Genomic DNA, 23,193 nt, shown 5'->3' with positions numbered 1-23,193 from the left:
CATCCCGAACTCGGAAGTGAAACGCAGCTGCGCCGATGGTAGTGTGGCCTAAGCCATGCGAGAGTAGGTCATCGCCAGGGTTTACACCCCAAAAACCCCGCTGCTCACGCAGCGGGGTTTTTTCTTTGTGCGTTGCCTGCGGCGGTGATGCATCGCTCCCCTACGGTGGACATCGACCGTACGCCGCCGATCCACATCCGAACGCGGCACCCCCGGATCGCGGCCCAGGTGCTGCACGCGGTGATGGACGGTGCAACCTGTGGTCGGCACCTACCGGACGCCGGTCCACATCGGGATGCAGTACCGGATCCCAGCCCATGCGCTCAGATCCCAGGTCGCCACCGGCCGCTGGTGGGGCGACGGCGCGCAGCGGCGGGCGCAACGTGCGGTGATGGACGGTGCGACCCGTGGTCGGCACCTACCGGACGCCGGTCCACATCGGGACGCGGTACCCCCGATCGCGGCCCATGCGCTCAGATCCCAGGTCGCCACTGGCCGCTGGTGGGGCGACGGCGTGCAGCGGCGGGCGCTGCGTGCGGTGACGGACCGTGCCCACCGGCGGTCGGCACCTGCTGGACATCAAGGGGGCGCTCAACGCTCGCCCTTGCCCAAAAAAAAACGGCGCCCGTGGCGCCGTTTCCTCGTCTCATCGCAGTGCGCGGTTCACGCCGCGCTGCGCATTCCCTGCGGTGCGGTGTCGGTCTGCGCCTGGTGGCGGAACACGGCAACCGCGTCGGTCAGTTCCCGGGCCTGGCTCTCCAGCAGACGCGCTGCAGCGCTGGCTTCTTCGACGAGCGCGGCGTTCTGCTGGGTGGCGTCGTCCATCTGGGCGACGGTCTGGTTGACCTGGTCGATGCCGGCGGCCTGTTCCTGCGATGCCGAGGAGATCTCGACCATGATGCCGCTCACTCCGCCCACGCTGCTGACGATCTCCTGCATGGTCCGGCCGGCGTCCTGCACGAGGCGGGCGCCGTCGGCAACATGGGTGGCGGCGTCCTCGATCAGGTGCTTGATCTCCTTGGCCGCATCGGCCGAGCGTTGCGCGAGGATGCGCACTTCGCTGGCCACCACCGCGAAGCCGCGGCCCTGCTCGCCGGCGCGGGCGGCTTCAACGGCGGCATTGAGGGCGAGGATGTTGGTCTGGAAGGCGATCCCGTCGATCACGCGGGTGATGTCGGCGATGCGGGTGGACGCGCCCTGGATGGTGTCCATCGTGGTGACCACGCGGCCGACCACGTCGCTGCCACGGCTGGCGACGTCGTGTGCCCCCTGTGCCAACGCGCTGGCCTGGCGGGCGTGCTCGGCATTCTGGCGCACGGTCGAGGTCAGCTCCTCCATCGACGCGGCGGTCTCCTCCAGATGCGCGGCCTGTCGCTCGGTACGCTCGGAGAGATCGCTGTTGCCGCTGGCGATCTCGCTGGCGGCCAGCGAGATTGACGCAGTGCACTGCTTGATCCGCTCGACCATTGCGGTGAGCTGGGCGGCGGTCGCGTTGGCATCGCGCTGCATGGCGGCGAACGAACCGTCGAACTCGCCCTGCATGCGCTGGTCCAGGTCGCCTTCGGCAAGCGCGGAGAGCACACGACGGATCTCGCCGACGGTGCCGCCCACGCTGTCGAGCAGGTGGTTGATGCCACCGGTCAGACTGTCGAGGAAGCTGACGCCGCTGTTGCTGGCGGGCAGGCGCTGATCGAGGTCGCCCTTGGTGGCGGCGGCCACGATGCCGGCCACGGCGTTCTCCAGCAGGAGCTCCTGGGTGCGGTCGTGCCATTCCACGGCAAAGCCGAGACGCTGGCCACGTGCGTCGAATACCGGGGTGACAACCTGGGCGAAGTGCACCGGTCCGATCCGCACACGCCCGTGATGGGCCTTGCTGAGGGTGTTGAGGATGCCGCGGATGCGATCGGGGTCAACGTGGAAGCGATGAATGCTGCTGCCGATCAGATGATCGGCGTCGAAATCGGGGAAGGCTTCGCGCAGGCTGCTCTGCTGGTTGCGCAGCAGGGTGACCACGGACTGGTTGACGTAGCGGATCACGTGGTCGTTGTCGGCGATCATCATCGCGGTCCGTGACACATCCAGCGCCTGGCGGATCTGCGCGTTCTCGCGGTGTGCGGCATCGTCGCGTGCGCGGTGCCGGGCAAGGTCGTCAGCGGCCCCGGCGGCGCGCCGTGCATCCAGTGCAGCCGCACGGGTCTGTCGGCGCTGGCGCAGCGCCATCGCGCACACCAGGGCCGCGCCGACGGCCGCGGCCAGCGACGGCGCGGGCTGACGGTGCCAGAACGCCATCGCCAGGGCGGTTGCCAGCAGCGCGGCGGCGGCCAGCAGCGCCGCGGTGTCGATGGTGAGGGGAAGCCTGCGCGCACGATCCGGCGGGCGGGAAGGGGTGTTGGGAAGGGCAGACATGACGACTCCGGAATCAGCAGGAAGCAGGGGGCCGCGACGGCGCGTGCGGACAGGCAGACGCCGCGTCGCACACTGCAGGGGCAGGGGACACGGCAATGAAAGCGGGACGATGGGGGACGCAGGGCGCACTCGCGGCGGCGGCGGTGGCGCTCACCCCCGTCATGGCCCGGTCCTGTGGGCGATGGCACGGCCAGTACGGCATGGCGATGAGGGTCCTGGAAACCGTGGGTGATGCGCGGCTTCGCGGTGGCGGAGCATGCGACGGCACAGGTGGACTCCTCCCACCTGCCCCTACGGTATCGGTCGATCGCCGGAAAAATTGAGTGCGACACGGTGTCGCAGTACGCCGCCGCATGTGCGCGGCAGCACGTGTCGGGGGTCAGGCGGCCAGGAAGCCGCGGACTACCTCACCGACCTGTCGCGGATGCTCCATGTGCAGGTGGTGGGTACCGGGGAATACCGCGAGGCGGCCATCGCGCAGCAGTGCAATGCGTTGGCTGCGCAGGGGCTCGGGGTAGTAGGACTGCGCCGGCGTGGCGTAGATCACCTGGGTGGGGCATTCAATGGCGGCCAACAGATCGTCGATCTGGGCTTCGCTCAGGCGCATCGCCGTGGGCAGCATCAGGCGGGGATCGCTGCACCAGCTGTAGCCGCCGTCCACGGCCTTGACGCCGCGTTCCACCAGCAGCCGCGCGCAGGGCTCGCTGAGCTGGTTGGTCATCATCCGGGCACGGATGGGCGTGCTCAGGTCAGGGAACACGCGCAGGTTCCTGCCCGGCAGGGCGCGGGCGGCACGCACATGGTCGCGCAGGCGCTGCGCGGTCTCATTCTCCGGCCCACGCAGACCGCCGAGCGCTTCGATCGCGACCAGGCGTTCGATCCGCTCGGGCGCGGCGGCCGCGGTGAGGCTGGCGATGCCGGCACCCATCGAATGGCCGATCAGGGAGAAGCGGTCCCAGCCGAGCGCGTCGGCAACATCCAGCACATGGCAGATCGCGCCGGGCGTGTTGTATTGCGTGCCGGGGGGCAGGTGCGCGCTGTGGCCGTGTCCGGGCAGATCGATCGCCACCAGGTCCAGGCCGGGCAGCTCGGCGGCCAGCGGGACGAAGCTGGCCGCGTTGTCGAGCCAGCCATGCAGCGCCAGCACGCGGGCGCCGTGCGGCGCGGACGCGCGCAGGCCCGCCACCGCGCTGCCGGCGACGTCGATCGAGAACGGCTGCAGGCTCATGCCAGTGCGGCGATGCTCAGCCGCGACAACGCCAGGGCGTGCTCGGGCGCATCGTTGAGGCAGGGGATGTAGCGCATGGTGGCGCCGCGCGCCGCAACGGTTTCGGTGAACCCCAGGGCCACTTCCTCCAGTGTTTCCAGGCAATCGGTCGCAAACCCGGGGCACACCACATCGATGCGGCGCGTGCCCCGTTCAGCCATCGCCCACAGCGTGGGTTCGGCGTACGGCTGCAGCCACTTCTCGCGGCCGAAGCGCGACTGGTAGGTCAATTGCCAGTCATCGGCACCCAGCTCCAGCGCCTGCGCGATCGCCTGCGCACTGGCTTCGCAGCGCTGCGGGTACGGATCGCCCGCGTCGGCCAGACGCTGCGGGATGCCGTGGAAGGAGAACACCAGCTTCTCGCCGCGGCCGTGCTGCGCCCACCACTGGCGGATGCTGGCGGCGACGGCGGCGACCCAGTCCGGATCGACGGCGTAGTCGCGCACCAGGGTGACGGTCACGCCCGGGTGCCGCGGCTGCCAGTCGCGCACCTGGTCCTCGATCGAGGCGGTGGTGGTGGTCGAATATTGCGGATACAGCGGCAGCACCACGATCCGACGCATGCCCTCGGCGGCCAGCCGGTCCAGCTCGGCCGTCAGCGCCGGTGCGCCATAACGCATCGCGTAGCGCACCCGCAGGTTGGGCATCAATGCCTGCATGGCCTCGGCCAGGCGCCGGGTATGGACCATCAGCGGCGAGCCGTCAGGCAACCAGACCAGGGCGTACTTGGCCGCCGAGCGGCCGCTGCGCAACGGCAGGATGAGCCCGTACAGCAAGGGCTTCCACAGCAACGGCGGGATCGCGACCACGCGCGGATCGCTGAGGAATTCGGCCAGGTAACGACGGACCGCCGGAGCGGTGGGCGTTTCGGGGGTGCCTAGGTTGACCGCCAGCACGGCGGTGTCGGGTGCGTCGAGCATGGGGGCTATTCTCGCAGGTCTACGCGATTGTCGGGGTCGATAGACACTATTGTGCCCATCGAGGGCGTGTATTCTCGACCGGGACGCTCATTGCTGATTCATGGCAAACCTTCTACTTTCAGTTACTTGCTCTATCTTCCTGTGTCCCGACTTCTGGAGCCCACCATGCGCCGCCTGAGCCTAGTACTGCTGATCTCCGCCAGCCTGTTGTCGACCCAGGCACTGGCCGGTCCACAGGAGGACCAGCGTGCGCGCAACGCGGTGCGCGTCCTCAACGAAATCCAGGACATTCCCGAGCAGGGTATTCCCGACAAGCTGCTGGATGAAGGCCGCGCGGTCGTGGTCATTCCCGACACGATCAAGGCCGGTCTGGTCATCGGTGGTCGCCGTGGCCACGGTCTGATGTCGGTGAAGATGCCCGATGGCAGCTGGTCCAACCCGGTGTTCGTCAAGCTCACCGGCGGCAGCATCGGCTTCCAGGCCGGCGTGCAGTCCTCGGACGTGGTGCTGGTGTTCCGCAACGACCGCAGCCTGGACAATCTCGTCAACGGCAAGTTCACCCTGGGCGCCGATGCCGGTGTCGCGGCCGGTCCGGTCGGGCGCAACGCGGCCGCCGCCACCGATGGCCAGCTGAAGGCCGAGATCTGGTCCTGGTCGCGTGCGCGTGGCCTGTTCGCCGGCGTGGCGCTGGATGGCGCCGTGCTGCAGATCGACGATGCCGCCAACCTGGACGCCTACGGCAGCAACACCACCCCGCGCATGGTCTTTGAAGGCCGCGTGGGTGAGCCGCCGTCGATCGACGTGGTGGCCTTCCGTGACCGTCTGGAAGAAGCCACCTATTCAGCCCGCGAGAAGCGCGGCACGGCCGGTGCCGCGCCTGCCCCGGCGCCGCGTTCCGCTGCCCCGGCCGTGGCTGAACGGGCCGCGCCCGCGCCTGCTGCCGGTGCCACCACGGCGCCGCTGCAGGCCGTGCCGGCGCAACCCGCGCCCCAGCAGGGCTTCCAGCCGATCGGCGAAGGCGAAGTCCGGACTGAATCGCTGGACGGCAACTGACTTTCGTCACGCGCGCCGGCTTACCACCGGTGCGCTATGCTCAACCGTCTGATCACTACGTAACGCGAGCAGCTCATGGGCAGTTTCAGCATCTGGCATTGGTTGGTCGTGCTGGTCATCGTTCTGCTGGTGTTCGGCACCAAGAAACTGACCAGCGGCGCCAAGGACCTTGGCAGCGCCGTCAAGGAATTCAAGAAGGGCATGCACGACGACGACAAGCCGGCCGCGCAGCTCGGCGATGCGTCGCGCTCGCAGCAGGACGCGGCCAAGTCGTCGCAGGCCGAGCACGACCGCGACCCGCGCTGATCCCGGGCGGTCGGTGTGTTCGATATCGGTTTCAGTGAACTGCTGGTCATCGCGGTAGTGGCCCTGGTCGTGCTCGGTCCCGAACGCCTGCCCAAGGCCGCGCGCTTTGCCGGGCTGTGGGTGCGGCGTGCGCGCAACCAGTGGGACTCGGTCAAGCAGGAGCTGGAGCGCGAACTGCACGCCGAAGAGATCAAGCGGCAGTTCCACGATGTGCAGTCCTCGGTGCAGGACACCGAAGCGCAACTGCGCGCCAGCGGCGAGGCGGTCCGGCGCGAAGCCGAGCAGCTGCGTGGCCATGCCCGGCAGCAGGGGCAGGCCGTTGCCGATGAGGCCGCCGCACCGTTGATGACCGGGCCGGTACCGGGTTCGCCGGCCAGCATGGCCCAGCACGCGACAGGGCAGGACGTGGACGCCGTTGATCCGGCCGGGGTGACGCACGCGAGGCACGATGCGGCCTCGCCCCCGGGCATTGATGGCAGCGCGCCGCGCGCGGACGCGCCTTCGCCGCCGGAGGCACCGCGATGAGCGAGACGAGCTCTCCTGAAAGTTCGCTGGTCGACCACCTGATCGAACTGCGCGCGCGCCTGGTCCGTGCCCTGCTCGGGCTGGGCGTGGTGCTGCTGGGGCTGATGCCCTTCAGCCAGAAGATCTACACGTGGCTGGCCGAACCGCTGATCTCCAAGTTGCCGCTCGGGCAATCGATGATCGCGACCAACCCGGCCGGCGCGTTTTTCGCGCCGCTGAAGCTGACCTTCTTCGTGGCGGTGTTCGTGGCGGTGCCGTGGCTGCTGTACCAGTTGTGGGCCTTCGTGGCGCCGGGCCTGTATGCGCGCGAGAAGCGGCTGGCCGTGCCGTTGCTGGTGTCGTCGGTGCTGCTGTTCTATCTCGGCTGTGCGTTCGCCTATTTCCTGGTGTTGCCGGCGGTCTTCCACTTCCTGACCACCTTCCGGCCGGAGGTCATCGCGATTACCCCGGACGCCAATGCGTACCTGGACTTCGTGCTGGCGATCTTCTTTGCGTTCGGCAGCAGTTTCGAACTGCCGGTGGCGATGGTGATCCTGACGCTGCTGGGCTGGATCAGCCCGCAGCAGTTCAAGGAAGGCCGCGGGTACGCGGTGGTGGGTATCTTCGTGCTGGCCGCGGTGCTGACGCCCCCGGACGTGGTGTCGCAGTTGATGCTGGCCATCCCGATGTGCCTGCTCTATGAGCTGGGCATCCATGCCGCGCGCTGGCTGGTGCCGCGCCCGGCGCCGGGCGCATCGCCGCAGTAGCGACGGCAAGGTTCCTCCCCCACTGCGTGGTGCGCACGCCAGCGCGGCGGTGCCGGGTGACAGGCCCGACAAAAAAACCCCGGCGCAGGCCGGGGTTTTCTGTATCAGGCGGCGAACATGTTGTTCGGGCCCGGCATCGGCGGCGGCTCCGTGCCCTGGCCGAACATCTGCTTCCACGCGGTGTAGATGGCCCCGGCGAACACCGGCATGACCACGCCCATCAGCAGCAGCTGGGCCACGAACAGCGCCAGGAAGGTGCCGCCGATGAGCTGGGCGATCAGCGCCACCAGCATCACCGCGAAGTAGATGGCGAACACGGCCACGAACGAGAGCAGGAAGAACACCAGCATCGCCGGCACGTTGTGCAGGCAGGCGCGCAGGCTCAAGCGCAGCGCCTGCAGGCCGTTGCGGTGTTCGAACATGACCTGCGGCGGCAGCGTGAACAGGGCCAGTGCCATCGCCAGGAAGGTGGCGACCACAAGGGCCAGCCACAACAGGATGCGGCCGGCCGGCAGGCTGGCGGCCAGCGCCTCGATCTGGGCGGGGTCCGGCTGCGCGCCGGACTGGCTGATCGTGTTGAGCTGCTCCATCACCTCGCTGAGGTGCTGCAGGCCGTTGCTGCCGATCAGCATCAGCAGCAATGCGCCGAGGAACAGGCCGGCCACCAGCTGCGGCAGCAGCGAGGCCAGCAGGTTCAGCGCACGGCCTTCGTACAGGCCCTGCAGCAGGTGCGCCGGCTGCGCGCTGCGGCCAAGGTCGACCTCGCGAACGGCCCACACCAGGCCGCCGAAGAACAGCGGGCCGGCCAGCGCCATGAGCAGCTGTGCCAGCGTGCTCAGCGCCGGGCTGACTACCGCCAGCGACATCACCAGCAGGGCGACCACCGCCCAGATCACGCCGAGCAGGCCAAGGGCCAGCGGCGCTCTGCGCAGCAGGGAGAAACCGGACAGCAGCCATTCCGCGCCGGCAGAGGCCGGCAGCTTGCGAATCTCGCTCATACCATTCCGAAAACTGGGGGGAGGGGCGCGGGCGCCCGGTGAATCCCGATTATCCCTGTTTTCCGCGCGCGTGACCTGAAGCCCGCGCAGGCATGATGCCGGGACGCGAGCAGCTCAGGCCAGGCGTGCCTGGCGGACGAAGCGGCGCAGCAGCTGGCGGGCCAGCGGCGCGGCGCTGACCGCGCGGGCGACGCTGCGCGCGCAGCCGCCGTGCTGGCGGATGCACTCGGCACGGGCGCGCACGTAGCCGCGCATGTGGTGGGTGGCGAACTCCGGATGGAACTGCACGCCCCACGCCTGCCGGCCCCAGCGGAAGGCATGGCAGTTGTCCTGCGCCGACCGGGCCAGCACCGCTGCGCCGTCGGGAACGCGCAGTACCGTCTGCAGATGGGTGGCGTGGGCCGGGAAGCGGGTGGGCAGGCCGGCGAACAGCGGATCGCTGTCGGCGGTGGGGTCCAGCGCCAGCTCGATCGTGCCCGACTCGCGCCCGGCCGGGTTGTAGGCCACCTCGCCGCCCAGCGCATGGGCCAGCAGCTGGTGGCCGTAGCAGATGCCGAACACCGGGCGCCCGGCGTGGACGGCGGTGCGCAGCCAGTCGGCGCTGCGTTCGCTCCAGTCGGCATGGTCGGTGACGTACGCGGCCGACCCGGTGACGATCACCCCGGCGAACTGCTGGTGCGCCGGCAGCGCCTCGCCATGCTCGACGTCCACGACCACGGTCTCGTCGGCGTCCAGCCCGGCGGCGACGCGGATCCAGTGCGGAAAGCGCCCGTAGCGTCGCAGCGAGGCGACGGGCTGGCCGGTTTCAATGATCAGGAAGGGAGCTGGATTCATCCGGGGGTGGCAGTACGGACAGGACTTCCTCGATTGTAGTCAGCCCTGCCGCCACCTTTTCAAGCCCCGCGCGGCGCAGGGTTCGCACGCCTTCAGCACGCGCGGCGCGGTTGAAAGCGGCCATATCCATGTCCGCGCGGATCATCCTGCGCAGCCGCGAACCCAATGGCAGCAGCTCATACAGGCCGACGCGGCCGAGGTAACCGGTGCGGCGGCACTCAATGCAACCTACCGGTGCATATGGCGTGGGGGTCTGAGGTAATGCTTCATCGGCATCAGCCAGCACGGCCCATTGCTCGGCGCCGAGGACGTGCGGCACCTTGCAGCTGGGGCACAGCGTGCGCACCAGGCGCTGGGCGAGGATGCCGTTGACGGTGGAGGCCAGCAGGTAGTGCGGCACGCCCAGATCGAGCAGGCGCGTGATGGCCGAGGCGGCGTCGTTGGTGTGCAGCGTGGACAGCACCAGGTGGCCGGTGAGCGAGGCCTGGACGGCCATCTGCGCGGTCTCCAGATCGCGGATCTCGCCGATCATGATGATGTCCGGGTCCTGCCGCAGCAGGGTGCGCACGCCGCTGGCGAAGTCCAGGTCGATGTTGGTCTGCACCTGCATCTGGTTGAACTCGGGAGCGATCATCTCGATCGGGTCTTCCACCGTGCAGACGTTGACGTCCGGCGTGGCCAGCCGCTTGAGCGTGGAGTACAGGGTTGTGGTCTTGCCCGAGCCGGTGGGGCCGGTGACCAGCACGATCCCGTGCGGGCGCTCGACCAGGGCGGTCCAGCCGGCGGCCTCCTGCGGGCTGAAGCCGAGCTGGTCGATGCTCTTGAAGGCCGCATCGGGATCGAAGATGCGCATCACACACTTCTCGCCGAACGCGGTGGGCATGGTCGACAGGCGCATTTCCACTTCGCGTCCGCCTGGCGACCGCGTCTTGATGCGCCCGTCCTGGGGGCGGCGGCGCTCGGCCAGGTCCATGCGACCGAGGACCTTGATACGGCTGACCACGGCGGTCATCACCGCCGGCGGCACCTCGAACACCTTGTGCAGCACGCCATCGATGCGGAAGCGCATGCGCCCCATGTCGCGGCGCGGTTCCAGGTGGATGTCCGAGGCGCGCTGTTCGTAGGCGTACTGCAGCAGCCAGTCGACGATGTGCACGATGTGCTGGTCGTCGGCATTGACGTCGCCGGCACGGCCCAGCTCCACCAACTGCTCGAAGCTGGGCAGGGTGCCGCTGGACTCGCCGCGGACATCGCCGCGCGCGCCGCGCACCGAGCGGGTCACGCCGTAGAACTCCATCGTGTAGCGGTGCAGGTCCAGCGGGTTGACCATCGCCAGCTCGATCCGGCGCCGGGTGAGGTGCTGGAGGTCGCGCAGCCATTCCTGCGCCAGTGGCTCACTGGTGGCCACCAGCACCCGTTCGGTGTCCACCGCCAGCGGCAGGAAGCGGTGCCGGCGTGCGTAGGCATGGGAGACCAGGGCGGTCACCGAGGACACATCGACCCGGGTCGGATCGACCCGCAGGTAGCGCGTGCCGGTGCGCGTGGCCAGCCATTCGGTGAGGCGCTCCAGGCCCAGCTCGCCGCCGCCGGCCGCGGCCAGCTTGAGATTGGCCAGCAGCACCAGCGGATGGACTTCACTGGCATTGCGTGCCCCCTGGGCGGAGAAGCGGATGCGCTCCAGATCGCTGTCGGCCACCAGGCCGTCGGCGACCAGTGCCGCGGCAACCTGGTCGAAGCCAAGCCGGCCCGGCAGCAGCGGGGCGGTGGCGTCCGGGCCGGGGACGAATGAAACCGGTGGGCGCTGATCCACTGCCGAGGTCCTTATGGCGTGCGGTGCACGCGGTGATGGGGTGGCCGGTATCCCCCCGGACCGGTCCATGAACGCGCCAACGCGGTCTGTGCCGCCGGCCGGACGTGCCGGCCGGTCCGGCCCGATGGCGTGCCGGGGCGGTGTCCGCGTGGTCGTCGCTATACTAGCGCACCCCTCCTGCAGGCAAGAATCCGCCGCATGTCCGCGACTTCCAACGTTCCGATCACTTTCCAGGGCCTGATCCAGACCCTCAACCAGTATTGGGCGCAGCAGGGCTGCGTGCTGATCCAGCCGCTGGACCTGGAGGTCGGTGCCGGCACCTTCCACCCGGCCACGTTCCTGCGCTCGATCGGTCCGGAAAGCTGGAATGCCGCGTACGTGCAGCCTTCGCGCCGTCCCACCGACGGCCGCTACGGCGAGAACCCCAACCGCCTGCAGCGCTACTACCAGTACCAGGTGGCGATGAAGCCGAGCCCGGACAACATCCAGCAGCTGTACCTGGATTCGCTCAAGGCGCTGGGCATCGATCCGCTGGTGCACGACCTGCGGTTTGTCGAGGACAACTGGGAATCGCCGACCCTCGGTGCCTGGGGCCTGGGCTGGGAAGTCTGGCTCAACGGCATGGAAGTCACCCAGTTCACCTACTTCCAGCAGGCCGGTGGCCTGGAGTGCAAGCCGGTGCTCGGCGAGATCACCTACGGCCTCGAGCGCCTGTGCATGTACCTGCAGAACTGCGACAACGTCTACGACCTGGTGTGGACCTACGGCCCGGATGGCACGCCGGTGACCTACGGTGATGTGTACCTGCAGAACGAGATCGAGCAGAGCACCTACAACTTCGAGTACGCCGACGTGGAGGAGATGTTCCATCGCTTCGACGCCTGCGAGAAGGAAGCGCAGACGCTGGTCGAGGTTGGCCTGCCGCTGCCGGCCTATGAGCAGGTGTGCAAGGCCAGCCATGCCTTCAACCTGCTGGATGCACGCCGTGCGATCAGCGTGACCGAGCGCCAGCGCTACATCCTGCGCGTGCGCGCGCTGGCCCAGGCCGTGGCCAGGCTGTACGAGGCCAAGCGCCTCGAAGCCGTGGCTGCCAAGGAGGTGCAGGCATGAGCACGATGCTGCCGCTGCTGATCGAACTGGGTACCGAAGAGCTGCCGGTCAAGGCGCTGCCGGGTCTGGCCCAGGCTTTCTTCGAGGGTGTTGTGGACGGCCTGACCAGGCGCGGCGTCGCCGTCGAGCGTGGCGATGCCAAGCCGCTGTCGACCCCGCGCCGCCTGGCGGTGCTGCTGCCCGGCGTGGCCGTGGAGCAGCCCGAACAGCACAGTGAAGTGCTTGGCCCGTATCTGAACATCGCGCTGGATGCCGACGGCCAGCCGACCAAGGCACTGCAGGGCTTCGCCGCCAAGGCCGGGATCGACTGGACCGCGCTGGAGCGCACCAGCGATGCCAAGGGCGAGCGCTTCGTGCACCGCTCCACCACCCCGGGCGCGCGCACCGCCACGCTGTTGCCGGAGATTCTGCGCGAGGCGATCGCGGCGATGCCGATTCCCAAGCCGATGCGCTGGGGCAGCCACGCCTACGGCTTCGCCCGCCCGGTGCATTGGCTGGTGCTGCTGCACGGCGGCGACATCGTCGAGGCCGAGGTGCTCGGCCTGAAGGCCGACCGCATGAGCCGCGGCCACCGTTTCATGCACGACAAGACCGTATGGCTGACGTCGCCGGACGACTACGTCGGCTCGCTGCAGGCGGCCTTCGTGCTGGTCGACCCCGACGCGCGCCGTACCCGCATCGTCGAGGCGGTCAATGCCGCCGCGACGCAGGCCGGTGGCCAGGCGCGGATCACAGACGACAACCTGGAGCAGGTGGTCAACCTGGTCGAATGGCCGGCGGCGGTGCTGTGCAGTTTCGAGCGCGAATTCCTGGCGGTGCCGCAGGAAGCGCTGATCGAAACGATGGAGATCAATCAGAAGTTCTTCCCGGTGCTCGATGCCGGCGGCAGGCTGACCGAGAAATTCATCGGCATCGCCAATATCGAGTCCAGGGACGTGGCCGAAGTGGCCAAGGGCTACGAGCGGGTGATCCGCCCGCGCTTCTCCGATGCCAAGTTCTTCTTCGATGAAGACCTCAAGCAGGGCCTGACGTCGATGGGCGAGGGCCTGAAGACGGTGACCTACCAGGCCAGGCTGGGCTCGGTGGCCGACAAGGTGCTGCGCGTGGTCGCGCTGGCCGAGGCGATCGCGCCGCAGGTGGGCGTGGATCCGGTGCTGGCCAAACGCGCTGCGGTGCTGGCCAAGAACGACCTGCAGTCGCGCATGGTCAACGAATTCCCCGAGCTGCAGGGCATCGCCGGCCGCCACTATGCGCTGGCCGGCGGTGAGTCGCCGGAGGTGGCGCTGGCCATCGACGAGGCCTACCAGCCGCGCTTCGGTGGCGACGATATCGCGCTGTCGCCGCTGGGCAAGGTGCTGGCGATTGCCGAGCGTGCCGACACCCTGGCGGGTGGTTTCGCCGCCGGCCTGAAGCCGACCGGCAACAAGGATCCGTTCGCCCTGCGCCGCAACGCGCTGGGGCTGGCGCGGACGGTGATCGAGAGCGGGTTCGACCTGGATCTGAACGCTTTGCTGCAGCGTGCACTGGACGGTGTCAATCACTCGATCAGCGTCGGTACCGCGCTCAGGACGGCGCGTGCAAACCAGGCGGCCGAGCAGGAAGGCATCCGCACCGTGGGCGCCAGCAAGCCGTCTGAAGAGGTTGACGCGCGGCAGTTGGCGTCGGACCTGCACCTGTTCATCCTCGACCGCCTGAAGGGCTACTACGCCGACAAGGGCGTGCCGGCCACGCACTTCAACGCGGTGGCCGACCTGAAGCCGGCCTCGCTGTACGACTTCGACCGCCGCATCGATGCCATCGGCACGTTCGCCGCGCTGCCGGAAGCCGAGGCGCTGGCCGCCGCCAACAAGCGCATCCGCAACATCCTGCGCAAGGCCGAGGGCGACATCCCGGGCATGGTCGACCGCGCGCTGCTGGCCGAACCGGCCGAGAGCGCACTGGCCGAAGCGGTGGAAGCGGCCATCGAGGAAACCAACGCCAGCCTGCACCAGAAGGACTATGTCAGCGTGCTCAACCGCCTGGCCCGCCTGCGTCCGCAGGTGGATGCGTTCTTCGATGCGGTGATGGTCAACGCCGAGGACCCCGCGCTGCGTGCCAACCGCCTGGCCCTGCTCAAGCGTCTGGGCGATCGCCTGGGCAGCGTGGCGGCGATCGAGCACCTGTCCAGCTGAGGCCACGGGGCATTGCGCCCCGCAGCCATCCCGAAGGCGCGACGGCTCCTGCTGTTCGCGCCTTCGTCGTGTGTGGCGGACGGGCGCGTGCGGTCGCGGACGCTTCTGTCCGAGGACGTGCAGGTATCGATCCTGCGGTGCATGACAAAGGCGACTTTCTGCGTGACTTTAACGGGTCCTTCACCGTCGTTCTGAAACACCCCCGCCGATTTCGCATGCCCGCGATGGCCCGTTATGCTGTCCGCATGCAGCCAACGAAAATCGCTCTGCCACTGATGTTCCTGACGCTGGCCACCGCCTCGGTGGCACACGCGCGCGGGACCATCCAGAAAGTGGACATCAAGGGACTGGACAAGGGCGACGACGCCGAGATGATCGAGAACATCGAGGTCTCGCTGTCCCTGTACGACACCATCGGCAAGGTCCAGGGCGAGTCGCGCCTGGAGTACCTGCTGTCCCAGGCCGAGCGCCAGACCCGCGAAGCGCTGGAGCCGTTCGGCTACTACAACCCGGTGATCAAGGTCGACAGCCCGCGCGAGGGCGAAACCCTGCGGGTGGTGATCCACGTGGACAAGGGTCCGCCGACCCTGGTGCGGCGCGAGCACATCGACATCACCGGACCGGCGCAGTACGACCAGTACCTGCAGGAAGACCTGGAGAAGTTCAAGCCACGCAAGGGCCAGCGTTTCGAGCACACCACCTACGAGGCCAGCAAGATCGTCGTGACCCGCCGCCTGGCCGAGCGCGGCTACTTCGATGCGGACTACACCCAGCGCCAGGTGCAGATCACCCGCGCCGAGAACGCGGCCGACATCGACCTGACCTGGGACAGCGGCCGCCGCTACAACATGGGCGACATCCGCTTCCACCAGGACTACTTCGTCGACAAGCTGTTCGATCCGCTGGTGTACTGGGACAAGGGCAGCTACTTCCATGAAGGCAAACTGGACCGGCTGCGCGAGTCGCTGACCAAGCTGGACTACTTCAGCGTGATCGACATCCAGCCGCGCCCGGACCAGGCCGACGGGAACGGGGATGTGCCGGTGGACGTCAACCTGACCCGGGCCAAGCGCACCATCTACACCGCCGGCCTGAGCTACGGCAGTGAGAGCGGTGCCGGTGTGCGCGGTGGCGTCGAGCGGCGTTTCCTCAACAACCGCGGCCACAAGATGAACACCCAGCTGGACTATGCGCAGAAGCGCAAGAGCCTGCTGACCAGCTACCGCATTCCCGCGTTCAACTGGCTTGACGGCTGGTATGCCTTCACCGCCAGCGCCTACGACGAGCAGACCGATTACATCGACCTGCGCAACTTCAAGCTGAGCGCCGGACGCAGCGGTGAAATCAACGAACACTGGACTGCGATCGCCTCGGTCAACGCGCTGCGCGAGCGCTGGCGGTACGCGTCGGGTACCGAGTTCACCGATGCGGTCTACAACACCTCCACCCTGGTGTATCCGCAGCTGGTGGCCGACTACGTCAATGTGGACGATGAACTGTTCCCGCGCCGGGGCATCAGCGGCAGCGCGACCCTGCGCGGCGGCATCGAGGGCGCCGGCTCGGACACCAGTTTCGTGCAGGCCAATGTCCGGCTGCGCTGGTACGTGCCGCTCGGTGACAGCGACCGCCTGATCCTGCGCGGCGAAGGTGGCACCACCTGGACCAGTGACCTGGTGGCCATGCCGCCGAGCCTGCGCTTCTTCGCCGGTGGCGACCGCAGCATCCGCGGCTACGCCTTCCGTGAAGTGGGCCCGCGCACGCCGGCCCCGGACAAGTACGCGCTGGGCGCGAAGAACCTGGTGATCGGCTCGGCCGAGTACGAGCATTACTTCAAAGGTGGGCCGTGGGGGGCGGCCGTGTTCGTCGACACCGGCAGCGCGTTCGACAACACCATCGATCTGCATACCGGCGTGGGCTTCGGCGTGCGCTGGAAATCACCGGTGGGGCCGGTGCGCGTGGACATCGCGCACGGCCTGAACAACCCCGATTCGCAGTTCCAGCTGTATCTGAACATCGGAGCGGACCTGTGAGTACGCCGACGCCTTCTGCGCCCACCACGCCACCGCCGCGGGTGCGTTTCTACCGCAAGCGCCGGTTCTGGGCCTGGTCCGGGTTCACCGTACTGGGTCTGGTGCTGCTGGCCCTGCTGCTGCTGTATTGGCTGCTGCAGACCGTGGCCGGCCGCGACGTGCTGCTGGCCCAGGTGAAGGCGCGGCTGCCGGTGGGGGCCTCGCTGACCTGGAGCAGGGTCGAAGGCCCGGTCGCCGGACCGCTGGTGCTGCACGATCTGGTGTTCCGCTACGACGACATCCATTTCACCGCCGAGCGCGCCTACCTGGACCCGGACATCCGGCCGCTGCTGGGGCGCAAACTCCAGCTGGACGCGCTGCAGATCAAGAACGCCACGCTGAACCTGGCCAAGAGCGACGAGCCGTTCGAGCTGCCGTCGTGGCCGGGCTCGCTGCCGCAGATCGAGATGCCGCTGGCGATGCAGGCCGACACGATCATCATCGACGGGTTCCGCATCACCCAGGCGCAGCAGCCGCTGATCGATATCGCCAAGGTGCGCGGCGGAATCGAAATCGCCAACGGTGAGTTCCGCGCCACCCAACTGAAGGTGGACAGCGACATGGGCGATTTCCGTGTCGATGGCCATTACCTGCCGCGCAGCGACTACGACACCGACATCACCATCGGCGCGCTGATGCCGGCGCCGCGCGGGCGTACGCCGGCGCGTCTGGGGCTGGTGGCGCGGGGCGACCTGGGGCATATGGAAGTGGCCATCGCCGGCAACGCGCCGGCACCGCTGCAGGCCAGCCTGGTGTTCGATGGCCGCACCGACCCGGTGTGGAAGGCCAGCGCACGCAGCCGCGAGCTGGACCTGGCGCTGCTGGTGCCGGGCATGGACGCCAGCGCCAGCACGCCGATGGCGCTGGACGTGCAGGCCGACGGCAAGGGCGGCCAGGCCAATCTGCGCGGCACCTTCAAGCAGGGCGACATCGCGCTGGAACTGGCCCCGTCCAAGGTCGGCCTGGCCGATCAGGTGCTGACCGTGGCACCGCTGCAGCTCAAGGGCTTCGGCGGCCAGGCACGGCTGGAAGGCACCGCCGATTTCACCGACAGGGAGAACGCCAGCCTGCGCTTCTCGATCGTCGCCAATGACCTGACCTTCGTACCGGCCGCGGACCCGTCCGCACCGGATGCGGCAGCCCCGGTACCGGTGACGCTGACCGAGGCGCGGATGGGCCTTGCCGGCACGCTGAAGGCATGGGCGGCGGTAGGCAAGGCCTCGGTGGAACGCGAGAAGCAGAACGCCGACCTGCAGTTCGACATACGCGGCAACGACCAGGCCGCGCTGATCAAACAGCTGCAGGCCAGCACCCCGGGCGGCGCGCTGGATGTCACCGGCCGCGTGGCCTGGGCACCGCAGCTGGACTGGGATGCCGCTGTGAAGCTCGCCGATTTCGACCCGGGGTACTTCGTGCCCGGTTGGGACGGTCGCCTGTCCGGTGCGCTGGCGTCCAAGGGGCGCCAGGTGCCGCCGCCGGCCAACAGCCCCGCCGGTACCCCCGGCAGCTACGAAGCCACCGTGGACGTGCCGGGCATCAAGGGCACGCTGCGCAAGCGCGCGCTGGATGCCAAAGGGCAGTTCGCGCTGCGCGGTACACAGGGCGAAGGCAACGTGGCGCTGGCGCTGGGCAACAGCCGCCTCACCGCCAAGGGCTCGGTCGGCGATCGTCTGGATATCGACGCGCGGCTGGAACCGGTACAGCTTGACGACCTGCTGCCGGGCAGCAGCGGCAGCCTGCGTGGCCATGTGCTGGTGAAGGGGCCGCGCACCGCGCCGGACATCAGCGCCGACCTGGTCGGCAGCGGGCTGCGCTGGGACGACTGGAGCGCCGAGGCGATCAGCATCAAGGGACGCCTGCCGTGGCAGGGCGACAGCGGCACGTTGGCGCTGCAGGGCAGCAAGGTGCAGGTGGGCATGCTGCTGGACACGCTGAACGTGGATGCGCGCGGCAGTCTCTCCAACCTGCGTGTGGACGCGCAGACCCGCAATGAACTGGGCGCGGTGGCGCTGCAGGGCGGGGTACGCCAGCAGGGCCAGACCTGGCGCGGCGATCTGTCCTCGCTGCGCATCGCGCCGGTCAAGGGCGATGCCTGGACTCTGCGCGGTCCGTCCACCTTCAGCGTGCAGGGCAGTGCGTTCACCCTCAGCGACACCTGCCTGGGCGCGGCCACCGGCGGCGCCTTGTGCGCCAGCGCCAACTGGCCACGCGACGGCCTGCAGGTGCGCGGCGATGCGCTGCCGCTGGCCCTGGTGCAGCCGTGGCTGCCGCCGCAGTCGGGGCGCCGCATCTACCTGCGCGGCGAATTGACCCTGGATGCCAGCATCCGGCCACGTGGCAACGCCTGGGAAGGTGCGGTCAAGGTCGCGTCGCTGGAAGGCGGCATCCGTCTGGGCGACAACGCCCGTGGCGAACTGGTGCGTTACGACCAGTTCTCGGTCAACGTGGACATGACGCCCGCGCAGATCAACGCCAAGCTGGGTGTGGGCTTCCAGGGCAACGGCTTCGTGGATGCCAAGGTGCAGACCGGCTGGGATGCCGGTGCGCCGCTCAACGGCGAGCTGTACCTCAACATGTCGCGTCTGTACTGGCTGGAGCTGTTCTCGCCGGACATCGTGCGCCCCACCGGGCTGATCGAAGGCCACGTCAGCCTGCGCGGGACGCGCGGCACGCCGTCGCTGGGGGGCGAGGCTACGCTGAGCAACTTCAATGGCGAGTTCCCGGCGCTCGGCCTGACGTTCGCCGAGGGCAAGGGCAGCTTCACCGCCCAGCCGGACGGCTCGGCCAAGATCACCGCGCAGGCCAATTCGGGCAAGGGCACCCTGTACGTGGACGGTGGGCTGTCGTGGTTCGGCGATGCCCAGCCACTGCAGCTGCACATTCACGGCGAGAACGTGCTGCTGGCCAATACCCCCGAGCTGCGCGTGGTGGCCAACCCGGACCTCGACTTCACCCTGGCCGGTACCGCCATGCAGCTGCGCGGCAGCGTGCATGTGCCCGAGGCCGACCTGGATCTGGAACGCCTGGATCGCGGCACCTCGGTGTCGGAGGACGTGGTGGTGCTGGATCCGGTCGATCCGGAGGAAACGCCGACCTCGCCGCTGGATATGGACCTGACCGTCAGCCTGGGCGACAAGGTCAAGATGAGCGGGTTCGGGCTGAAGGGCGCGCTCGGCGGCAAGATGCAGGTGTGGTCGCGTCCCGGCCGCGAGATGACGGCCAACGGTGGGCTGGAAGTGAGTGGCCGGTACAAGGCCTACGGCCAGGACCTGACCATCACCCGCGGCAATCTGAACTGGAACTACAACGCGGTCTCCGACCCGCGCATCAACATCCGCGCCGAGCGCCGGGTGGGCGATGTCACCGCCGGCATCGACGTCACCGGCCGCGCGCAGTCGCCGCGCGTGGATGTGTGGTCGGAACCGGCGATGTCGCAGTCCGAAGCGCTGGCCTACCTGGTGCTGGGTCGCAGCCTCACCGGTGCCAGCAGCGACCAGGCCCAGCAGGTCAACGCGGCCTCGGCGGCGTTGTCGGCCGGCAGCGGCCTGCTGGCCGCGCAGCTGGGCGCCAAGCTCGGCCTGGACGATGCCGGGGTGAGCCAGTCGCGCGCGCTGGGCGGTTCAGTGATCGGCGTGGGCAAGTACATCTCGCCCAAGCTGTACATCGGCTACGGCGTGTCGCTGGTGGGCAGCGGTTCGGTGCTGACGCTGAAGTACCTGCTGCGTCGCGGCTTCGATCTGGAACTGGAATCGAGCACCGTGGAAAACCGCGGCTCGCTGAACTGGCGCCGGGAAAAATAGGGGTCGTGCCGCGCGCTGCGCGGCGCGACCCAACCATCGGCCGTTGCCCCCGCCCGGCGCAGCGGCTATGGTCCCGGGCTGTTCTGACGTACCGGATGTGTCCATGTCGCCACGCAAGCCTCTTACCGCCGCCCTGGCCCTCGGCCTGACCCTCGCCGCCGGCGCCCATGCCGATGAAGGCATGTGGATGCCGACCCAGCTGCCGGATCTGGCCAAGCCGCTGAAGGCGGCCGGCTTCAAGGGCAATCCGGCCGACCTGGCCAACGTCACCGCGCCGCCGTTGAGTGCGGTGGTGCGTGCCGGCGGGGGTACCGGTTCGTTCGTGTCCGGCGACGGTCTGCTGCTCACCAATCACCATGTCGCGATGGGCGTGATCCAGTACAACAGCTCCCCCGAGCACAACCTGATCAACGACGGCTTCATCGCCAAGGGGCGCAGCGACGAGCGTCCGGCCAACCCGGACTTCCGGGTGCTGGTCACCACCGGCTTCGACAAGGTCACCGACGAGGTGCTGCGCGAGGCGCGCGGCAAGACCGGCCGGGCCTACTTCCATGCCGTGGACCGCGCCACCAAGCGCCTGGTGGCCGAGTGCGAGCAGGCCGGCAACGTGCGCTGCAGCGTGGCCGACATGTACTACGGCACCGACTTCTACCGCATCCGCCAGCTCGAACTGAGCGACGTGCGCCTGGTCTACGCGCCGCCGCGCGCGATCGGCAACTACGGCGATGAGATCGACAATTTCATGTGGCCGCGCCACACCGGCGACTTCACCCTGCTGCGCGCGTACGTGGGCAAGGACGGCAAGCCGGCGCCGTACAGCGTGGACAACGTGCCGTACCAGCCGCCGGCGCACCTGAAAATGGCGATCGACGGCCCGAAGACCGGTGACTACGCAATGCTGGCCGGCTATCCGGGCATTACCTACCGCCACCGCACGGCGGCCGAGTTCGCCAGCCAGATCGACGCGGTGCTGCCGCGCCGCGTGGCGGTGTACCAGCAGATGATCGACACCATCGAGGCGGCCAGCGCGCAGAATGCGCAGGCGCGTACCCGCTATGCCTCGCAGCTGCAGTCGTTGAAGAACAACCGCAAGCGCGCCGCCGGTGAGCTGGAAGGCCTGCTGCGCAGCGATGCCAAGGCGCAGCGTGCCGCCGACGAGACGGCGATGCTGGCCGCCACCGATGCAACCTACCGCGGCGACATCGATGCGCTGCTGGGCTCGCTGTCGCAGGGCGCCTCGTTCGGCGAGCGCGATCTGCTGCTGGACCTGGTGGCCAGCCAGAGCCAGCTGCTGCGTTCGGCACTGATGCTCGAACGCCTGCGGGTCGAATCGGCCAAGCCCGATGCCGAGCGCGAGAGCGGCTACCAGCAGCGCGACCTGGCGATGATTGAAGGCGTGCTCAAGCAGGTTCAGCGGCGCTACGATCCGGCCGTCGAGAAGGCGCTGCTGACCGCGCTGCTGAGCCGCTACCAGCAGTTGCCGGATGCGCAGCGCGTACCGGAATTCGACGCCGCCTTCGGACGCACCCCGGCGGCGCTGGCCAAGGCGCTGGACGGCCTGTATGCCGGCACCCGGCTCGGTGACGAAGCCGAGCGACTGTCGCGCCTGGCAGCAGCCAAGGACGGCAAAGCGCTGGCACGTGACCCGCTGATCGACCTGGCCGGCCCGCTGGTGGCGGCCCAGCTGCGCCTGGACGACCAGAGCAAGACCCGTGCGGGCGAGCAGCTGCGCCTGCGCCCGGCCTACATGCAGGCGTTGTTCGCGTGGCGTGCCAAGCAGGGCCGCGCGGTGTATCCGGACGCCAACCGCACCCTGCGCATCAGCTACGGCAAGGTCGAGGCGCTGTCGCCGCGTGATGCGGTGCATTTCGATCCGGTGACCACCGTTGCCGGCATCGTGGAGAAGAACACCAACGCCTACCCGTTCGATGCGCCCAAGCCGCTGCTGGCCGCGATCGCCAAGGGCGATTTCGGGAGCACGGCCGATCCGGTGCTGAAAACCCAGACGGTCAACTTCCTGACCAATCTGGATACCACGGGCGGCAATTCGGGCTCGCCGGTGCTCAACGCCCGGGGCGAACTGATCGGCCTGAACTTCGACAGCAATTGGGAGTCGGTCAGCGCCAGCTGGTGGTTCGATCCGCGCTACAAGCGCGCTGTGCACGTGGACATGCGCTACCTGCGCTGGCTGCTGGCCAAGGTCTATCCGGCACCCGAGCTGCTGAAGGAAATGGACGTGCCGGCGGAATGAGGCACCTCGCCGGTCACGATCCCGCGTCGTGACCGGCGACATGTCGGCCGCTACTTTTGTCGCATTTGGCGCGTTTCCAGACGGCAGCTAGACTGCAGGCCGGTGAAGGCAAGGCAAGCGGCCACGTGACGGCAGACCAGGACAACCGCGGCGGCGCACCGCTGCCGGCGGCGCAGAAGGAACTGGACGGGTTGACTGTCTGGGTGGTCGAGGACGATCCGGAACTGCTCGACCTGATGCTCGACGACCTGCAGTGGCGCGGTGCACAGGCCCGTGGACTCGGCAGTGCCGAGGCGCTCTATCGCGCGCTGCTGCACGATCGCTGCGACATCGTCGTGCTCGATGTCGGCCTGCCCGGCGAAGACGGCTATGCGGTGGCCAGCCATCTGCGCCAGGCCGGCGATATCGGCATTGTCATGCTGACCGGTCGCGGCAGTGCGCACGACATGGCGCATGGACTGACCCAGGGAGCCGACGTCTACCTGGTCAAGCCGCTGGATCTGGATGTACTGGCTGCCGGGCTGCTCAGTCTGCGCCGCCGCCTGTCTGCGCCCCGCCCTGTCATGCCGCCGATCATGGACGCGCAGCAGGCCTGGCAACTGTCGTCCGATGGCTGGACGCTGCAGTCGCCGGCCCGGCAGACCCTCGCGTTGACCGCGATGGAGCGGGGCGTGCTGCAGTTGCTGTTCGAGGCGTCCGGTGAGCCGGTTACCCGTGATCGCCTGATCGAGCGCATCACCGACACGCCCTGGGATTTCGATCCGCACCGGCTCGATGTGCTCGTACACCGGCTGCGTGCCCGCGTGCGCAGCGCCACCGGGCTGGAACTGCCCATCCGCGCCCTGCGTGGACAAGGCTATCTGCTGACCGCCTGAGATCGGGCACCCCCGCGTGTGAGGCAGTGTGAGCCAGCGTGAGCGGACGGCA

Annotated in this window: 16 protein-coding genes and 1 rRNA gene; 11 read left to right on the top strand and 6 right to left on the bottom strand. The window is 68.6% G+C overall.

From position 1 onward, the window contains the following. Positions 1–80: ribosomal RNA gene (rrf, locus tag GDJ08_RS20460) — 5S ribosomal RNA — on the top strand; the annotation flags it as partial. A gap of 583 nt (positions 81–663) precedes the next feature. On the opposite strand, the gene GDJ08_RS14485 is transcribed toward rrf, so the two are convergent. The 3 genes from GDJ08_RS14485 to hemH all read right to left on the bottom strand — a co-directional run bounded on the left by GDJ08_RS14485 (position 664) and on the right by hemH (position 4,593). Continuing rightward, positions 664–2,406: a methyl-accepting chemotaxis protein gene (locus tag GDJ08_RS14485; RefSeq protein WP_153165139.1), complete on the bottom strand. Its 1,743-nt coding sequence runs from the start codon at positions 2,404–2,406 to the stop codon at positions 664–666. 379 nt (positions 2,407–2,785) lie between these two features. Next, positions 2,786–3,634 (bottom strand): alpha/beta fold hydrolase, encoded by an 849-nt coding sequence (locus GDJ08_RS14480; RefSeq protein WP_153165138.1) that lies wholly within the window; start codon positions 3,632–3,634, stop codon positions 2,786–2,788. Further along, positions 3,631–4,593, bottom strand: a complete 963-nt coding sequence (gene hemH / locus GDJ08_RS14475; protein ID WP_153165137.1) for a ferrochelatase — start codon at positions 4,591–4,593, stop codon at positions 3,631–3,633. Before hemH ends, GDJ08_RS14480 begins: the two co-directional genes overlap by 4 nt. A gap of 165 nt (positions 4,594–4,758) precedes the next feature. Here hemH and GDJ08_RS14470 point away from each other — a divergent pair, with 165 nt between their 5' ends. From GDJ08_RS14470 to tatC, 4 genes are all read left to right on the top strand, one after another. Continuing rightward, entirely contained in the window at positions 4,759–5,646 is an 888-nt protein-coding gene (locus tag GDJ08_RS14470; protein WP_136006492.1) for a lipid-binding SYLF domain-containing protein, read from the top strand. Between the two features lie 75 nt (positions 5,647–5,721). Beyond that, positions 5,722–5,952: a Sec-independent protein translocase subunit TatA gene (gene tatA, locus GDJ08_RS14465; RefSeq protein WP_136006490.1), complete on the top strand. Its 231-nt coding sequence runs from the start codon at positions 5,722–5,724 to the stop codon at positions 5,950–5,952. Positions 5,953–5,967: 15 nt separating this feature from the next. Next, positions 5,968–6,477, top strand: a complete 510-nt coding sequence (gene tatB, locus GDJ08_RS14460) for a Sec-independent protein translocase protein TatB (protein WP_153165136.1) — start codon at positions 5,968–5,970, stop codon at positions 6,475–6,477. Further along, positions 6,474–7,223, top strand: coding sequence for a twin-arginine translocase subunit TatC (gene tatC / locus GDJ08_RS14455; protein ID WP_136006487.1), 750 nt, complete (start codon positions 6,474–6,476; stop codon positions 7,221–7,223). Before tatB ends, tatC begins: the two co-directional genes overlap by 4 nt. 104 nt (positions 7,224–7,327) lie before the next feature. On the opposite strand, the gene GDJ08_RS14450 is transcribed toward tatC, so the two are convergent. The 3 genes from GDJ08_RS14450 to GDJ08_RS14440 form a co-directional block, all read right to left on the bottom strand. Beyond that, on the bottom strand, positions 7,328–8,221 hold the full coding sequence (locus tag GDJ08_RS14450) for a BPSS1780 family membrane protein (RefSeq protein WP_153165135.1): 894 nt from the start codon (positions 8,219–8,221) through the stop codon (positions 7,328–7,330). Positions 8,222–8,335: 114 nt separating this feature from the next. Continuing rightward, positions 8,336–9,055, bottom strand: a complete 720-nt coding sequence (locus GDJ08_RS14445; protein ID WP_153165134.1) for a glutamine amidotransferase — start codon at positions 9,053–9,055, stop codon at positions 8,336–8,338. Then, the gene (locus tag GDJ08_RS14440) at positions 9,027–10,865 is read right to left on the bottom strand and encodes a GspE/PulE family protein (RefSeq protein WP_423669984.1); all 1,839 of its coding nucleotides are present in this window, start codon (positions 10,863–10,865) and stop codon (positions 9,027–9,029) included. Before GDJ08_RS14440 ends, GDJ08_RS14445 begins: the two co-directional genes overlap by 29 nt. A gap of 198 nt (positions 10,866–11,063) precedes the next feature. Here GDJ08_RS14440 and glyQ point away from each other — a divergent pair, with 198 nt between their 5' ends. From glyQ to GDJ08_RS14410, 6 genes are all read left to right on the top strand, one after another. Then, positions 11,064–11,975 carry a glycine--tRNA ligase subunit alpha gene (glyQ, locus tag GDJ08_RS14435; protein WP_017356533.1) on the top strand — a complete coding sequence of 304 codons (912 nt, stop codon included), beginning with the start codon at positions 11,064–11,066 and terminating at the stop codon, positions 11,973–11,975. Beyond that, complete coding sequence (gene glyS / locus GDJ08_RS14430; protein WP_017356534.1) at positions 11,972–14,146, top strand: glycine--tRNA ligase subunit beta; 2,175 nt, start codon at positions 11,972–11,974, stop codon at positions 14,144–14,146. Before glyQ ends, glyS begins: the two co-directional genes overlap by 4 nt. Positions 14,147–14,391: 245 nt before the next feature. Next, positions 14,392–16,176, top strand: coding sequence for an autotransporter assembly complex protein TamA (locus GDJ08_RS14425; protein ID WP_229296526.1), 1,785 nt, complete (start codon positions 14,392–14,394; stop codon positions 16,174–16,176). Beyond that, a complete protein-coding gene (locus tag GDJ08_RS14420; protein WP_153165133.1) occupies positions 16,173–20,015 on the top strand; it encodes a translocation/assembly module TamB domain-containing protein in 3,843 nt (1,280 codons plus the stop codon). Before GDJ08_RS14425 ends, GDJ08_RS14420 begins: the two co-directional genes overlap by 4 nt. A 103-nt stretch (positions 20,016–20,118) precedes the next feature. Beyond that, complete coding sequence (locus tag GDJ08_RS14415) at positions 20,119–22,266, top strand: S46 family peptidase (RefSeq protein ID WP_153165132.1); 2,148 nt, start codon at positions 20,119–20,121, stop codon at positions 22,264–22,266. A gap of 125 nt (positions 22,267–22,391) precedes the next feature. After that, positions 22,392–23,141, top strand: coding sequence for a response regulator transcription factor (locus tag GDJ08_RS14410; protein ID WP_136006477.1), 750 nt, complete (start codon positions 22,392–22,394; stop codon positions 23,139–23,141). Positions 23,142–23,193: the final 52 nt, after the last annotated feature.

The sequence above is a fragment of the Stenotrophomonas nematodicola genome (assembly GCF_009467805.1).
Classification (GTDB): Bacteria; Pseudomonadota; Gammaproteobacteria; order Xanthomonadales; family Xanthomonadaceae; genus Stenotrophomonas; species Stenotrophomonas nematodicola.
Note: the sequence above shows the minus strand (reverse complement) of the source record. Positions and strands in the feature narration are given on the sequence as shown.